At 69.7% G+C, this 14,297-nt stretch carries 15 protein-coding genes; 12 read left to right on the top strand and 3 right to left on the bottom strand.

The genetic code is table 11. The features are described from left to right. Nucleotides 1-27 precede the first annotated feature (27 nt). On the top strand, nt 28-1,269 hold the full coding sequence (locus ACQ5J0_RS09730) for an FAD-dependent monooxygenase (protein WP_462567281.1): 1,242 nt from the start codon (nt 28-30) through the stop codon (nt 1,267-1,269). Nucleotides 1,270-1,304: 35 nt separating this feature from the next. Here the strand turns inward: ACQ5J0_RS09730 and ACQ5J0_RS09725 are convergent, their stop codons facing one another. The 3 genes from ACQ5J0_RS09725 to hemC are packed head-to-tail and all read right to left on the bottom strand — an operon-like array spanning nt 1,305 to nt 3,842. Further along, nucleotides 1,305-2,216, bottom strand: coding sequence for a hypothetical protein (locus ACQ5J0_RS09725; RefSeq protein ID WP_462567280.1), 912 nt, complete (start codon nt 2,214-2,216; stop codon nt 1,305-1,307). A 22-nt stretch (nt 2,217-2,238) separates the two neighbouring features. Continuing rightward, nucleotides 2,239-2,967 (bottom strand): uroporphyrinogen-III synthase, encoded by a 729-nt coding sequence (locus tag ACQ5J0_RS09720; protein WP_462567279.1) that lies wholly within the window; start codon nt 2,965-2,967, stop codon nt 2,239-2,241. Continuing rightward, a complete protein-coding gene (gene hemC / locus ACQ5J0_RS09715) occupies nt 2,964-3,842 on the bottom strand; it encodes a hydroxymethylbilane synthase (RefSeq protein WP_462570089.1) in 879 nt (292 codons plus the stop codon). The genes ACQ5J0_RS09720 and hemC overlap by 4 nt, the downstream gene beginning before the upstream one ends. 120 nt (nt 3,843-3,962) lie before the next feature. Here hemC and tsaD point away from each other — a divergent pair, with 120 nt between their 5' ends. The 11 genes from tsaD (at nt 3,963) to ACQ5J0_RS09660 (ending at nt 14,213) form a co-directional block, all read left to right on the top strand. After that, on the top strand, nt 3,963-4,991 hold the full coding sequence (gene tsaD, locus ACQ5J0_RS09710) for a tRNA (adenosine(37)-N6)-threonylcarbamoyltransferase complex transferase subunit TsaD (protein ID WP_462567278.1): 1,029 nt from the start codon (nt 3,963-3,965) through the stop codon (nt 4,989-4,991). Next, on the top strand, nt 4,988-5,974 hold the full coding sequence (locus ACQ5J0_RS09705; RefSeq protein ID WP_462567277.1) for an NAD(P)H-dependent glycerol-3-phosphate dehydrogenase: 987 nt from the start codon (nt 4,988-4,990) through the stop codon (nt 5,972-5,974). Before tsaD ends, ACQ5J0_RS09705 begins: the two co-directional genes overlap by 4 nt. Before the next feature lie 2 nt (nt 5,975-5,976). Continuing rightward, on the top strand, nt 5,977-7,512 hold the full coding sequence (locus ACQ5J0_RS09700; protein WP_462567276.1) for a lipopolysaccharide biosynthesis protein: 1,536 nt from the start codon (nt 5,977-5,979) through the stop codon (nt 7,510-7,512). A 67-nt stretch (nt 7,513-7,579) separates the two neighbouring features. Beyond that, the gene (locus ACQ5J0_RS09695) at nt 7,580-9,307 is read left to right on the top strand and encodes a vWA domain-containing protein (protein ID WP_462567275.1); all 1,728 of its coding nucleotides are present in this window, start codon (nt 7,580-7,582) and stop codon (nt 9,305-9,307) included. A gap of 55 nt (nt 9,308-9,362) precedes the next feature. Further along, a complete protein-coding gene (locus ACQ5J0_RS09690; RefSeq protein ID WP_462567273.1) occupies nt 9,363-10,103 on the top strand; it encodes an OmpA family protein in 741 nt (246 codons plus the stop codon). Nucleotide 10,104: 1 nt separating this feature from the next. Continuing rightward, nucleotides 10,105-10,233, top strand: a complete 129-nt coding sequence (locus ACQ5J0_RS09685; RefSeq protein WP_462567272.1) for a hypothetical protein — start codon at nt 10,105-10,107, stop codon at nt 10,231-10,233. Next, nucleotides 10,230-10,820 carry a hypothetical protein gene (locus ACQ5J0_RS09680; RefSeq protein WP_462567271.1) on the top strand — a complete coding sequence of 197 codons (591 nt, stop codon included), beginning with the start codon at nt 10,230-10,232 and terminating at the stop codon, nt 10,818-10,820. Before ACQ5J0_RS09685 ends, ACQ5J0_RS09680 begins: the two co-directional genes overlap by 4 nt. A gap of 80 nt (nt 10,821-10,900) precedes the next feature. Then, the gene (locus ACQ5J0_RS09675; RefSeq protein WP_462567270.1) at nt 10,901-11,257 is read left to right on the top strand and encodes a response regulator; all 357 of its coding nucleotides are present in this window, start codon (nt 10,901-10,903) and stop codon (nt 11,255-11,257) included. A gap of 93 nt (nt 11,258-11,350) precedes the next feature. Then, complete coding sequence (locus tag ACQ5J0_RS09670) at nt 11,351-12,529, top strand: acyl-CoA dehydrogenase (protein ID WP_462570088.1); 1,179 nt, start codon at nt 11,351-11,353, stop codon at nt 12,527-12,529. Nucleotides 12,530-12,542: 13 nt separating this feature from the next. After that, on the top strand, nt 12,543-13,184 hold the full coding sequence (maiA, locus tag ACQ5J0_RS09665) for a maleylacetoacetate isomerase (RefSeq protein ID WP_462567269.1): 642 nt from the start codon (nt 12,543-12,545) through the stop codon (nt 13,182-13,184). Between the two features lie 18 nt (nt 13,185-13,202). Beyond that, entirely contained in the window at nt 13,203-14,213 is a 1,011-nt protein-coding gene (locus ACQ5J0_RS09660) for a fumarylacetoacetate hydrolase family protein (RefSeq protein ID WP_462567268.1), read from the top strand. The last annotated feature ends 84 nt before the right edge of the window (nt 14,214-14,297 follow it).

The raw sequence follows: 14,297 nt of genomic DNA, 5'->3' as shown, positions 1-14,297 counted from the left end.
CCGCGCAATCAGGGGACGACGAACGCCATGGCCGATACGCCCGACACCGCACCGCACGCCACCAAGCGAGACCTGCTGATCGTGGGCGGCGGGCTGGTGGGCATGACGCTGGCGCTCGCCGCCGCGCGCAAGGGGATGACCAGCCATGTCGTCGACCGCGCCGATCCCGCGGAACTGACCGCCGAAGGCTTCGACGGCCGCGCCTCGGCGATCAGCACCGCGAGCTGGCGGCTGTTCCGCCATATCGGGCTGGAGCAGGCGCTCGAACCCTTCGGCTGCGGAATCGCCTCGATCGCGGTCACCGACCAGATGAAGCCCGGGCGGATCGACTTCGCGCCCGAGCCGCACGAGGGCACGCTGGGGCGGATGTTCGCCAACCGTCAGCTGCGGCTCGCGCTGTTCGAGGCCGCACGCGACGAGCCGCTGATCTCCTGGCATTCGCGCGCCGAAATCGTCGATCGCACCCGCAGCGAGCATGGCGTAAGCGCGACGCTGGCCGACGGGACCCGGCTCGAGGCCAGCCTGATGGTCGCCGCCGAGGGCCGCGGCTCGCCCACTCGCGAGGATGCGGGCATCCCGATCGCGCAATGGCAGTACCACCACCGCGCGGTGATCGCCGGACTGACTCACGAGAAGCCGCATGGCAATGTGGCGTGGGAAATCTTCTATCCCGCCGGCCCCTTCGCGCTGCTCCCCATGCTCGACGCAGCCGATGGCGCGCATCGCAGCGCGCTGGTCTGGACGGTGGACGAAAAAGACGCCGCCGGCACGCTCAAGCTGGGCGACCGCGCCTTTCTCGCCGAAGTCGAGAAGCGGATGGGCGGCGTGTTCGGCGCAATCGAGGCGGTGGGTCCGCGCGCGTCCTGGCCGCTGGGTTTCCATCACACCGCGAAGATCACCGACACGCGGCTCGCGCTGATCGGCGATGCCGCGCATGGCATCCACCCCATCGCCGGACAGGGGCTGAACCTCGGCCTGCGCGATGTCGGGGCGCTGGTCGAAGTGCTCGAGGAAGGCCTGCGGCTGGGCCTCGAACCCGGCGATGCGCAGGGTCTGGCGCGTTACGAACGCTGGCGCGGGCTCGACAGCTTCACCGTGGCGCTGGCGACCGACGGGCTCACAAGGCTGTTCGGCCTGCCGGGTAGACCGGCGAGCGCTCTGCGGCGGCTGGGAATGGGCGGCATCCAGCGCATGCCGATGCTCAAACGCTGGTTCATGGACGAGGCGCGCGGGATCACCGGCGACCTGCCCGAGCTGCTGCGCGCCTGAGGCTCGCAGTCTGGCCTCGGGGTCAGGCCTCGGGGTCAGGCCTCGGGCTCGACCACCGGACTGATCTGTTCGATCCGGTTGCCGACCCCGTCGCGCAGCATTCGCGGTTCGAGCACCGCCGAGGTTTCGATCAGATCGAGCGCTTGCTGGGTCGCGGCGAAGCGCTGCGCATCGGCGATCCAGTCGGCGGCATTGTCGGCGCCCGGAAGCTTGCTGACTTCCTCGATGGCCGCTTCGACGCGGCCGCTTTCGAGAAACAGCCGCGCGCGGTCGAGCCGCCGCTCGGGCTGCGGCGAGGGCGTAGTTTCCCGGCGGACCACGAAGAGCTGCGACAATTCGTTGCGGATCAGATCCCAGGAGAAATCGCGACTGCCTTCGGACAGACGCGGCGCAATGCCCTCGAGCCGCGCGATCAGCTGATCGAGCGTGACCGGATCGCGCGAATTGGCGATGATGGTGCGCACCGCATTGGGCAGCGCATCGCCGAAGCGCAGCCGCAGCTGATCGGCGAGGAAGCCGAGTTCGGCACCCTTCTCGATCGCCCGCCGCGCGGCGAAGGCGATCAGCAGGCCCTCGGCGCGCGCGGCATTGCCCGCCGCCGCCTGCGCCTGGATATCGAGCCGCGCCAGCCGCTGCTCGGCCGCGGCGAGCCGCTGGTCGATCCCGCCCTGCTGTTCGGCCACGCGCTCGACCGCCTCATTGGTCTGGCCGATGGCCGCGCTGGCGGTGGTGGTGGGTGTCGGGGTGGGTTCGGCGCGCGCGCCATTCGCGGCCACGGCGGTCGTCGCATCGGGCGCCGCGACCCGAGCGGGTTCCTCCCGCGCCTCGGCCCAGCGATAGACGGCGTACCCGGCGAGCGATCCGCCCAGGATGAAGGCAGCGAGCACTGCGAGCAGCACCGGGCGCATGGAAGGCCGCTTGCTCCGCTGTGAAGTGAATTCGTTCATATGCGCCTTTGTTGCGATCCCATCAGCCGGAGCGTCCGGCGCTCTGCGCATGGCCGCCCGCCCCGATCATGTCCTTGCACAGAATTTCCGCCGATGCCAACAGCGCGCCGTCGTCCGGGGCCGGTGCGATGTGGACCGCCCCCCAGCCGCCGCCCGCGGGCCCCAGCAGCCGCGGTCCGATCAGCACCAGCGCCAGCCTGCTGCGGTCGATCGCCAGCCTCGCGCATTCGGCGGCGAAGTGACGCGCGGTTTCCCCCGAATGCAGGAGAACCACCCCGCCCCCGGCGAGCCGCCCGCGCAATTCGCCTTCGATCGGCAGGTCGACCGCGCGATAGACCACCCGCTCGGCGATCGAAGTCGCGGCGGGGGCAGCCAATGGGACACGGCGTTCGCCGCACAGCCGCAGCAGCCTGGTCATGGTGGCCGGCATGCCATCGACCAGCGTCTGTAAGCCGCCCGCGCCGACCCTCTCCACCGCAAACCCGGCCTCGCGCGCCGCCGCCCCCGTGGTCTCACCGACCGCGAAGACGGGGAGGTCGACGAGGCGGTCCAGCCCCTCGCCCCCGTGGCGAAAGACATTGGCGCTGCCCGCGAGTATCGCGTCGAAAGCCCGGGGGTCGGGAGCTGTCCACTCGGCGGGTTCGATCCGGCTGAGCGGGCGGCCCGCCACCTGCAGGCCTCGCTGGCGTGCCGCCGCGGCGCTTGCGCTCCATCCCGGCTCGGGCCGGAAGAGGAACAGGGTGGCGCTCACGCGGGGCCGCTGAAGGAACCGGCGACATGGGGCGGGGCCTGCGCCAGCAGCTCGCGCGCAAGCCGGTGCGGGGGACCGTCGTCGCCCGGAGCGAGGCGGGTGTCGCCCGCGATCCGCACCGCTCCGTCGGAACTGTAGATCGCGGCGCGCAGCACGATCTCGTCGCCTTCCCAATGGGTCAGCGCCGCGATCGGGCTGTGGCAGGACCCGCCCAGCCCGGCGAGTAGCGCGCGCTCGGCCAGCACCTCGGCGTGGCTTGCCCCGTGATCGATCGCCGCGAGCAGCGCGCGCATCGCCCCGTCGACGGTGCGGCATTCGATCCCGATCGCCGCCTGCGCGGGCGCGGGCATCCATTCCTCGGGGTCGAGCCGAACGCCCACCGCGTCCTCGCCCAGCCGGATCAGACCCGCGGCGGCGAGGAAGGTGGCGTGGACATCGCCCGCCGCCAGCTTGGCCATCCGGGTTGCGACATTGCCGCGGAAAGTCACCGCCTTGCAGTCGGGCCGCGCGTTGAGCAGCTGCGCCGCGCGGCGCGGCGCGCTGGTCCCCACCACCGCGCCCGGGGGCAGCGCCGCGATCGAGCGCGCACCCAGCAGCCGGTCGGCGCGATCCTCGCGCTCGAGCACCGCGGCGATCACCAGTTCGGGCGGGCGGATGGTCTCGACATCTTTCAGCGAATGGACCGCCGCGTCGATCGTGCCATCGATCAGCCAGTGATCGAGTTCGCGGGTCCACAGCGCCTTGCCGCCGATATCGGCCAGGGGAAGATCGCGAATCTTGTCGCCGCTGGCCTGCACCGGGACCAGCTCGATCGCCTGCTCGTCCCAGCCGTGCGCCGCGCAGAGCCGCGCGCGCGTCTCGTGCGCCTGCGCCATCGCCAGCGGCGAGCGCCTGGTGCCGAGGCGGATCGGGCGGTCGGCAAACGGAGGCGGGGTGTTGCTTTGGGGCATCGCGTTGCCTTGCTCTAGCGCCGCAGGACGCTAAGGGAAAGCCGGATGGGCTTGGTACTCGGGATCGAATCGAGCTGCGACGAAACCGCGGCGGCGCTGGTGACCACCGGACGCCAGATCCTCGCCCAGCGGATCGCCTCGCAGGATGCGGAGCATGCGCCTTACGGCGGCGTGGTCCCCGAGATCGCCGCGCGCGCCCACGCCGAACGTCTCGCCCCGATCATTTCGGGGGTTCTGGCGGACGCCGGCAAGACGCTGGCCGATTGCGACGCCATCGCCGCCACCGCCGGTCCTGGGCTGATCGGCGGAGTGATGGTCGGGCTGGTCAGCGCCAAGGCGCTCGCCATGGCCAGCGACACCCCGCTGATCGCGATCAACCACCTCGAAGGCCATGCATTGAGCCCGCGGCTGGTCGATCCCGAGCTCGGCTTTCCCTATCTGCTGCTGCTGGTCTCGGGCGGGCATTGCCAGATCCTGCGGGTCGAGGGCGTGGGACAATACCGCCGGCTCGCCACCACGATCGACGATGCGCTGGGCGAAGCCTTCGACAAGACCGCCAAGATACTCGGGCTCGGCTTCCCCGGCGGCCCCGCGGTCGAGCGGCTGGCGAAGCAGGGCGATCCGCGCGCGGTGCCGCTGCCGCGCCCGCTGGTGGGGAGCGGCGAGCCGCATTTCTCCTTCGCCGGGCTCAAGAGCGCGGTGCTGCGCGCGCACGACAGCGGGCTCCACAGCGCTCCCGACATCGCCGCGAGCTTCCAGCAGGCGGCGCTCGACTGCGTGCTCGACCGGTTGCGGATCGCCTGTGCGTCCACCGAAGCGATGCCCGCGCTGGTGGTCGCGGGCGGGGTTGCGTCCAACCAGTCGATCCGCACGGCGCTCGAAACTTTCGCCAAGGACAATGCCATGCGCTTCGTCGCCCCGCCCCCTGCGCTGTGCACCGACAACGCCGCAATGATCGCCTGGGCGGGCTGCGAGCGGCTGGGCCAGTCCGATCCGCTCGACTTCGTCGCGCGCCCGCGCTGGCCGCTCGACCCCGCCGCCGAGCCCGCGCGCGGTGCGGGGGTCAAGGCATGAGGACGGTCGGGGTTCTGGGCGCGGGCGCGTGGGGCACTGCGCTGGCGCAGATGCTGGCGAGCGATGGGCGCGAGGTGCTGCTGTGGGCGCGCGAGAGCGAGCTGGTCGCGGAAATCAACGCGCAGCGGACCAACACGCTGTTCCTCCCCGGCACCGCGCTCGCGCCGACGATCCGCGCCACCGGCGATCTCGCCGACATCGCCGCGCTCGGCATCGCGCTGGTCGTGACCCCGGCGCAGCATATGGGCGCCGTGCTCGGCGCCATTCCCTCGCATCCCGCCGATCTGGTGCTGTGCTCCAAGGGGATCGAGGCGGGCAGCGGGCGATTGATGAACGACGTCGCGCGCGACGCCGCGCCGAAATCGCAGATCGCGGTGCTTTCGGGACCGACCTTCGCGCATGAGGTCGCCGCCGGGCTGCCGACTGCGGTCACGCTGGCCTGCGGCGGCGGCGAGGCGCAGTGGGAGCGGATCGCGCCCGCGATCGCCCGTCCCGCCTTCCGCCCCTATTACTCCGCCGATGTCACCGGTGCGGAGATCGGCGGCGCGGTGAAGAACGTGCTCGCGATCGCCTGCGGCGTGGTCGACGGGCTGGCGCTCGGGCAGAACGCGCGCGCGGCGCTGATCGCGCGCGGCTATGCCGAAATGCTGCGCTTCGGCGAGGCGCGCGGGGCGCAGGTCGAGACGCTCGCAGGGCTGTGCGGGTTGGGCGATCTGGTACTCACCTGCTCCTCCACCTCGAGCCGCAATTTCTCACTCGGCAAGGCGCTGGGCGAAGGCGAGGATGCGGCGCGCCTGATGGCCGATCGCAAGACGGTGGCCGAGGGCGCGCACACCGCGCCGGTGCTCGACCAGCTGGCGCGCGACATGGCAATCGCCATGCCGATCGTCGCCGCGGTCACCAGGCTGCTCGGCGGCGCCGAGGCCCGCGGCGTGGTCTCGGACCTGCTCGCCCGGCCCTTGCGCGCGGAGCGCGAGGACTAGCGATGGCCCCTTCCCCGCCCGACGCGCCGCCCAGCGACAGCAGCGGCGATATCGCCGCGCTCGCCAAGGGCGGCCAGACCAATTTCATCGGCTTCCTGCTGCGGCTCGCGGCGCGGCTGCCCTTCCTGTTCATCGCCGGGCGGCTCTACGGCGCCGAAGCGCTGGGCCGCTTCGCCTCGGCGCTGGTGGTGGTCGAGCTGGTCGCGCTGCTGTGCTCGCTGGGCGAGAAACGCGGTCTCGCCCAGCGGCTGTCCCTCGGCGAGACCGACGAGACCAATCTCGTCTTCGACGGCATCCTGCTCGCAGTGCTGTTTTCCGCCCTTGCCGCGCTGTTCTTCTGGTTCGTCCCCGCGCCGCTGTTCCCCAGCGGGCAATTCACCGCGCTCGACCGGCTGATCGTGCTGGCGATCCCCGCCTTCGCCCTGACCGAGATCGTGCTCGCGGCGCAGGCCTATCGCTACGACATCGCCACCACCGTGCGCGCCCGCGCCATCGTCGAACCCTGGACGCTCTCGATCATGGCGGGGGCGCTCTATTTCGTGCCGCAGACGCGCGACTCCGGCCTCTCGCTCGCCTATCTCATCTCGATCTATGCCGGGCTGCTGACCGGCTTGTGGACCTTCCTGCGCAGCTACGGCCTGCCGCGCGGCTGGCGCCCCCACCCGGTGGCGATGACGCGGCTGACCACGCGCGCCTTCCCGCTGGCGATCGCCGATGCGATCGAATGGGGCACAAGGCGGGTGGACATCTTCATCCTCGGCCTGTTCGCCGCCCCCGCAGCGGTCGGCGTCTATTATGTCGCGCAGCAGGTCGCCAGCCTGCCGCAGAAGCTCAAGACCAGCTTCGAGCCGATCCTGGGGCCGGTCATCACCAAGAACCTCAAGACGAAGAACTACGCCGCCATCGCCCAACAGGTGTGCCAGGTCGGGTTCTGGATCGTCGCGGCACAGGCCGGAATCGCGCTGGCGCTGGGGATGCCGGGCGAAGCGGTGATGGGGCTGGTGGGGCCCAATTTCGTCGGCGGCACCGGCGCGCTCGCCTTCCTGCTCGCGGCCGAGGTGGTGGCGGCGACGGCGGTCGTCTCCGAGGCGGCGCTGGTCTATGTCGCGCGGGTCCGCAACCTGTGGATCTCGATCGGCACGATCGGCTTCCAGGCCGCGCTCACCGTCGTGCTGATCATGCTGGTCGAGCATCTCGGCTATGGCGAGCCCTACAAGGCGGCGGCGGCGGCGCTGGCGCTGATGACCGCGCTCGGCCTCGCCAGCCTGGTCAAGGCACGGCTGCTCGCGCGCATTCTCGGCCATCCGATCAACAATTGGCGCTGGGCACTGGTCTGGGCCACCGCCCCGGCGGTCGCGGTCGGCTATGGGGCGACGCTGCTGCCCGAATGGGCCGAACTCGCCTTCGGCATACCGGCGATCCTGGCGACCTATGGCTGGGTTATCTGGCATCGCGGCTTCGGCCCGGAGGACCGCGTGCTGTTCCGCCGCAACATGGGCGGCGAGGCCGAAGCGGCCGCGAACCTCGCACCCAAATAGGCTCCATTCACTGGGCATTCACGCCGCGGTGCAAGGATGGCGACAAGTTTTGGGGGAGGAACTTGCCATGAGATCGATGCACCTGCTGACCGCCTGCGCCGCCGGAGCCATGCTTGCGGGCTGCGCAGCGTCTTCCGCCGACGATCAAATCGTCACCACCGGCGCGGAGGGGGTGCGCCCGATCGCACCACCCGCGCCCCCGCCCCCTCCTCCTCCTCCTCCTCCTCCTCCTCCTCCTCCTCCTCCTCCTCCCCCTCCCCCTCCCCCCATGGCGTCGTCGATCATGGTCGCGGGCTCGCGAGTCGCGCAGGAGGCAGCCTCGCCCGAGGCGGGAAGCGCGCCAATCGAGACCAGCTACCGCTATTTCCCGCCGATCATGGTTCCGACCGAGGTGGATCGCGAGCGCTACGATGGCGAGGAGGTCTCGCCGGTCAGGCTGGTTGCGGCCGAACCGGTCTCGACCTTCTCGGTCGATGTCGACACCGCCGCCTATGCCAACGCCCGCCGCTTCCTCAAGGACGGGCAGATGCCTCCCGCCGATGCGGTGCGGACCGAGGAATTCATCAACTACTTCCGCTACGATTACGACGCTCCGCGCGCGCCGGCGCAGCCCTTCGCGGTCGCCATGGATGTCGCCGCCAGCCCATGGAACGCCGACAGCCGCCTCGTGAGGATCGGGCTGTCGGGCTATGAGATGCCGCCGCAAGATCGCCCACCCGCCAATCTGGTGTTCCTGCTCGACGTCTCGGGCTCGATGAACAGCCGCGACAAGCTGCCGCTGGTCAAGACCGCGCTGCGGAGCCTGGTGAACCAGCTCACCGCGCAGGACCGGGTCTCGATCGTGGTCTATGCCGGCGCCGCGGGCCTCGTGCTCGAGCCCACCAGCGATGCCGCCACAATTCGTGCTGCGCTCGACCGGCTCGAGGCCGGCGGGTCGACCGCGGGCGGCGCCGGGCTCGAGCTCGCCTATCGCATCGCCGAGGACAACCGCATTGCGGGCGGGGTCAACCGCGTGATCCTTGCCACCGATGGCGATTTCAACGTCGGGGTTTCCGACCGGGATGCGCTGATCGAACTGATCGAACGCAAGCGCGAATCGGGCACCACGCTCACCGTGCTCGGCTTCGGCCGCGGCAATGTGAACGATGCGATGATGGAGCAGATCGCCGATCACGGGAACGGCAATTACGCCTATATCGACAGCGCGCTCGAGGCCCGCAAGGTGCTCGGCGAACAGATGGGCGCGACGATCTTCACCATCGCCGAGGACGTGAAGATCCAGGTCGAGTTCAACCCCATGGTGGTCAGCCAGTACCGTCTGATCGGCTACGAGAACCGCGCGCTGCGCGAGCAGGATTTCGACGACGATGCGGTGGATGCGGGCGATATCGGCGCGGGCCATCAGGTCACCGCGCTCTATGAGGTGATCCCCGCGGGCGCGAAGGGCTGGATCGCACAGCGCCGTTACGAGACCCCGAGCGATCCGCGCGCGCGCGAACTGGCGGCCGAAGCTGCCCATGTGAAGCTGCGCTACAAGCTGTCCGGCGGCGACACCTCGACGCTCGTCGAGCACGTCCTCCCGGCATCGGCGCTCGCGCAGCCCGCCGCGCCGCGGGGCGATTTCGCCTTCGCCGCCGCGGTGGCGGGTTTCGGGCAGAAGCTGCGCGGCGACACGCTGCTGGGCGATTTCTCCTACGCCGACATTGCCAGTCTGGCGGGGCGGCAGGAGGATTTCTGGCGGCAGGAATTCATCCAGCTGGTCAAGGCGGCGCAGGCGCAATCCGCCAGCGATTAGGAAAAGCGCTGCATCAACCCTTCCGCTTGGGCGGGGCGGCCTTTAGAGCCGGGCCATGGCCAAGCGTTCGCCCCTCGTCCTGCTCGCCGGCGCTGCGCTCGTCGCGGCGATCGGCTATTGGGGCGGTGCGCGCCACGGCGAGGCGTTCGTGGCTGCCAAGCAGCCGCTGGTGGCGCAGGCCATCGCGGGGGTCCAAGGCACCCCGGTACGGGCGCGGATGACCAACGGCGCAGGCTCGCCGACCCGTCACCTGGTTCTCGAAAACGCCGCAACGCTCGACGAGGCGACCCGCGCCCGGGTGGCGCGGGCGGTGGCGCAGGTGCCCGGGGTCGGCGGGGTGTTCTGGGCCGACGGCAGCGCCGCCGCACAGGCCGAGGCCCCGCGCTACACCCCGCTGCATTGCCAGGAGGATGTCGAGGGCCTGCTGCGCTCGCGCACCATCCGGTTCGAGGGCGGATCTTCGGAACTGGTGCCCGCCAGCCAGGTGCTGCTCGACGAAGTCGCCGAGGCGTTGCAGCCCTGCCTCGGCTCGATCATCGCGGTCAGCGGGCACACCGACAATTCGGGTCCCGAGCCGGGCAATCTGGAACTCAGCCGCGAGCGCGCGGTGGCGGTGCGCGAGGCGCTGATGCGCCGCGGCATCCCGCGCGATGGCTTGCGCGCGATGGGTTATGGTTCGCGGCAGCCGGTCGCGGGGCTGGCACCGAGCGACCCCGCCAATCGCCGGATCGAATTCTCGGTGATCGCCACCGAACCGCTCGTGCCCACCCCCGTCGACACCCCGGGAGCGCGCTGACATGCCGATCTGGTTCGAAGTGATCGTGCTGATGCTGGTTGCCTATGGTGGCGGCGTGCTGCTGGGCTGGGCGATCTGGCACAGCGCCGCCGAGCCGGGAATGGATGCAGACGAAGGAGACGACCTGTGATTGAGTTGATCGAAGCCAATTGGCCGCTGTTGCTGGTGGCCTTTCTGATTGGGCTGGCGCTGGCCTTTTTCCTGTTCAAGGCGAACCGCCGCACGCGGGTGACCGGCGAGACCGGCGACGTGCTCGACGAAGGCGCCTCGCCCGCCGCGCGCAATCAGGCGCTGATCGATTCCGGCGCGGTCGCCGCCGCTCCGCCCGAGACCGTCGCTCCGACACCGCCGGCGCCCCCCGGGATCAAGCCGGCCGAGCGTGTCGAGGCGCCGCAGCCGGTCGTTCCGCCGACCCCCACCGGTCTTGCCGGCACCGGCGCGGCGGTCGCCTCCGCTGCGGCGACGAGCCGGCCCGCCGGCGACGACCTCACCCGGATCAAGGGCGTCGGACCCAAGCTGGCAGCGCGTCTGGACGAACTCGGCGTGACCGGCTTCGAACAGATCGCCGCCTGGGACGAGGCCGCAATCGACCGCGTCGACGCCGAGCTCGGCCGTTTCCAGGGCCGCATCCGCCGCGACAATTGGGTCGAACAGGCGCGCTTTCTGGCCCAGGGCGACACCGCCGGATACGAGGGCCGCTTCGGCAGGCTCGACTGACGCGCGACCGCCCGAAGGAACCCGGTCCGGCTTGAAGCATTCATAGCCAAAGGGTCGGCGCGAATTCGGAAAGGACGCTCATGAGGCAGCCAACGATACTTGTCGCCGAAGACGAGGCGATGATCGGCTGGGATCTGCGCGATACCGTCGAGGAGGCCGGCTATGCGGTCGAGGGTCCCTTCGTCGATATCTCCTCCGCCATGCTCGCCTATCAGAAACGCAAGCCCGATCTCGCGATCCTCGACGTCCAGCTGGGCGACGGCAATGCCTTCCCTCTGGCCGAAAAGCTGATGGCGGAAAACATTCCGGTGATCTTCCACTCGGGCAATTACCTGCCCGAAGAAGTGCACCGGCGCTTCCCCGGCTCGACTTCGCTGGCCAAGCCCTGCCCGCCCGCCGAGATCATCCAGTCGGTGCACGACGCGCTCGGCGACTAGTGCCCCGCTGCCCGCCGCGAACACCGCCCCTTGAAGCCGCGCGGCAAGCCTGCCATCGCTCCTGATCAGATCAAAGGAGACCACATGGCCGGCATGGCGCCCTTCGCCTGGGACGACCCCTTCCAGCTCGACGACCAGCTCACAGAAGAGGAGCGGATGATCCGCGACGCCGCGCGCGGCTTCGCCCAGTCCGAGCTCCAGCCGCGCGTGATCGAGGCCTTTTCCAAGGAGATCGACGCCCCCGAACTGTTCCCGCTGATGGGTCAGGCCGGGCTGCTGGGCGCGACCATCCCCGAGGAGTACGGCGGCGCGGGCGCGGGCTATGTCGCCTACGGGCTGATCGCGCGCGAGATCGAGCGCGTCGACAGCGGCTACCGCTCGATGGCCAGCGTCCAGTCGAGCCTCGTGATGTATCCGATCCACGCCTACGGCACCGAAGAACAGCGCCGCAAATACTTGCCGGGCCTCGCCAGCGGCGAGCTGATCGGCTGTTTCGGCCTGACCGAACCCGATGCGGGCTCCGACCCTTCGGGGATGAAGACCGTCGCGAGGAAAGACGGTGACGGCTATGTCCTCAACGGCTCCAAGACCTGGATTTCCAATTCGCCCTTCGCCGATGTCTTCGTGGTCTGGGCCAAGAGCGAGGCGCATGGCGGCGGCATCCGCGGCTTCGTGCTCGACAAGGGCACCAAGGGCCTTTCCGCGCCCAAGATCGAGGGCAAGATCTCCCTGCGCGCCAGCACCACCGGCATGATCGTGATGGACGACGTCCATGTCGGCGCCGAGGCGCTGCTGCCCGATGTCCAGGGGCTCAAGGGGCCGTTCGGCTGCCTCAACCGCGCGCGCTACGGGATCAGCTGGGGCGCCATGGGTGCGGCTGAATTCTGCTTCCACGCCGCGCGGCAATATGGGCTCGACCGCCACCAGTTCGACCGCCCGCTCGCCGCAACGCAGTTGTTCCAGAAGAAATACGCCGACATGATGACCGACATCGCCATGGCGCTGCAGGCCAGCTTGCGCGTCGGTCGCCTCATGGACGAAGGCAAGTTCGCCCCCGAGATGATCTCGATCGTCAAGCGCAACAATGTCGGCAAGGCGCTCGACATCGCCCGCGTCGCGCGCGACATGCACGGCGGCAACGGCATTTCCGAGGAATATCAGGTCATCCGCCACATGGTGAACCTCGAGACGGTCAACACCTACGAAGGCACCGCCGATGTCCACGCACTGATCCTGGGCCGCGCCGTCACCGGGATCGCGGCGTTTGGCTGAGGGGACGCCGATCATGAAACTCCACGGCTATTACCGCAGCTCGACCAGCTACCGCCTGCGGATCGCGCTCGAGCTCAAGGGGCTCGCCTACGAGAACGTCCCCGTAAACCTGCTCCAGTCCGAGCAGAAGGGCGCGGCCTTCACCAGCCGCAACCCCTTCGGCTCGGTGCCGCTGCTCGAGGCCGGTGGCCGCGACAAGGTGCAGTCGATGGCGCTGATCGAATGGCTCGACGAGGCCTACCCTGCGCGCCCGCTGCTCCCCGCCGATCCCGAACAGCGCTACACCGCGCGCGAGCTCGGGATGGCGATCGCCACCGAACTCCACGCCCCGCTCAACCTGCCCGTGCTCAAATACCTCAAGGATCCGCTCGGCCACGATCAGGCCGAAATCGACACCTGGTACCGCCACTGGCTGGCGCGCACGCTTGGTCCGGTCGAGACGCGGCTGGCGCAGCTCGGCAGCGGCGACTTCCTGTTCGCCGCCCCCGGCTATTTCGAGGTCATCCTGCTGCCGCAGGTCTACAACGCGCAGCGCTTCGGTTTCGATTTCGCCGACAAGCCGCATATCAACCGGATAGAACGCGCCTGTCTCGCGTTGCCACAATTCCAGCGGGCGCATCCCGATGCCCAGCCCGACAATCCCGCTAACGCATAAGCCCCGAGAGGAATTGAGATGAAGCTCGCAACCCTGAACGACGGAACCCGCGACGGGAAACTGGTCGTCGTCTCCAAGGACCTCACCCGCTACTGCCCGGCGGACAACATCGCCCCCACGCTGCAGGCCGCGCTCGACGACTGGGCCGCCTGCGCGCCCAAGCTGCAGAACCTCGCCACCGATGTCGAGCACCAGAGTGTCCCCTGCGAACGTTTCCACGAGCGCGAGGCGCATTCGCCGCTGCCGCGCGCCTATCAATGGGCCGACGGCTCGGCCTACATCAACCACGTCGAACTGGTCCGCAAGGCGCGCGACGCCGAGGTGCCCGAGAGCTTCTACCACGACCCGCTGATGTATCAGGGCGGCAGCGACAGCTTCCTGCCGCCGCGCGCCGACATCCCGCTGGGCGATCCCGCCTGGGGCTGCGACATGGAAGGCGAGATCGCCTGCATCACCGACGATGTCCCGATGGGCGTCGGCAAGGCCGATGCCGCGGAACACATCAAGCTGCTGATGCTGGTCAACGACGTGAGCCTGCGCGGCCTGATCCCGGGCGAACTCGCCAAGGGCTTCGGCTTCTTCCAGTCCAAACCCTCGAGCGCCTTCTCGCCGGTCTGCGTCACCCCCGACGAGCTCGGCGAGGCCTGGCAGGGCAGCGTCATCCATCTGCCGCTCGCCGTCGATTACAATGGCGAGCCCTTCGGCCGCGCCGATGTCGGCCAGGACGCCACCTTCAGCCTCGCCGATCTGGTCGCCCACGCCGCCAAGACCCGTCCGCTGGGAGCGGGCTGCATCATCGGTTCGGGCACGATCTCGAACAAGGGCGAGGACGGCGGCCCCGGCAAACCCGTCGCCGAAGGCGGCCGCGGCTACAGCTGCATCGCCGAGATCCGCATGATCGAGACGATCTACGAAGGCGAGGCCAAGACGCGCTTCATGCAGGCGGGCGACACCGTCCGGCTCGAGATGAAGGACAAAGACGGCCACTCGATCTTCGGCGCGATCGAGCAGAAGGTGGTGGCGGTGTGAGGGGGGCGCTGGTGGGTTGGCTGGCGGTTACTTGCCGCGGATCGCGCTGAAGCGAGAGGCGGCGGTTTAGGCGTATCCGGCCCA

This window comes from Qipengyuania sp. SM2512 (assembly GCF_054954005.1).
This window is presented reverse-complemented; position numbering and strand designations above follow the sequence as displayed.

Excerpts from the sequence above, each read along its gene's own strand:
- ACQ5J0_RS09675 (WP_462567270.1), top strand. The coding sequence starts at position 10,901 with ATGAGGCAGCCAACGATACTTGTCGCCGAAGACGAGGCGATGATCGGC.
- ACQ5J0_RS09670 (WP_462570088.1), top strand. The coding sequence starts at position 11,351 with ATGGCGCCCTTCGCCTGGGACGACCCCTTCCAGCTCGACGACCAGCTC.
- ACQ5J0_RS09700 (WP_462567276.1), top strand. The coding sequence starts at position 5,977 with ATGGCCCCTTCCCCGCCCGACGCGCCGCCCAGCGACAGCAGCGGCGAT.
- maiA (WP_462567269.1), top strand. The coding sequence starts at position 12,543 with ATGAAACTCCACGGCTATTACCGCAGCTCGACCAGCTACCGCCTGCGG.
- ACQ5J0_RS09705 (WP_462567277.1), top strand. The coding sequence starts at position 4,988 with ATGAGGACGGTCGGGGTTCTGGGCGCGGGCGCGTGGGGCACTGCGCTG.
- ACQ5J0_RS09695 (WP_462567275.1), top strand. The coding sequence starts at position 7,580 with ATGAGATCGATGCACCTGCTGACCGCCTGCGCCGCCGGAGCCATGCTT.
- ACQ5J0_RS09730 (WP_462567281.1), top strand. The coding sequence starts at position 28 with ATGGCCGATACGCCCGACACCGCACCGCACGCCACCAAGCGAGACCTG.
- ACQ5J0_RS09690 (WP_462567273.1), top strand. The coding sequence starts at position 9,363 with ATGGCCAAGCGTTCGCCCCTCGTCCTGCTCGCCGGCGCTGCGCTCGTC.
- ACQ5J0_RS09660 (WP_462567268.1), top strand. The coding sequence starts at position 13,203 with ATGAAGCTCGCAACCCTGAACGACGGAACCCGCGACGGGAAACTGGTC.
- hemC (WP_462570089.1), bottom strand. The coding sequence starts at position 3,842 with ATGGCGCAGGCGCACGAGACGCGCGCGCGGCTCTGCGCGGCGCACGGC.
- ACQ5J0_RS09685 (WP_462567272.1), top strand. The coding sequence starts at position 10,105 with ATGCCGATCTGGTTCGAAGTGATCGTGCTGATGCTGGTTGCCTATGGT.
- ACQ5J0_RS09725 (WP_462567280.1), bottom strand. The coding sequence starts at position 2,216 with ATGAACGAATTCACTTCACAGCGGAGCAAGCGGCCTTCCATGCGCCCG.
- tsaD (WP_462567278.1), top strand. The coding sequence starts at position 3,963 with ATGGGCTTGGTACTCGGGATCGAATCGAGCTGCGACGAAACCGCGGCG.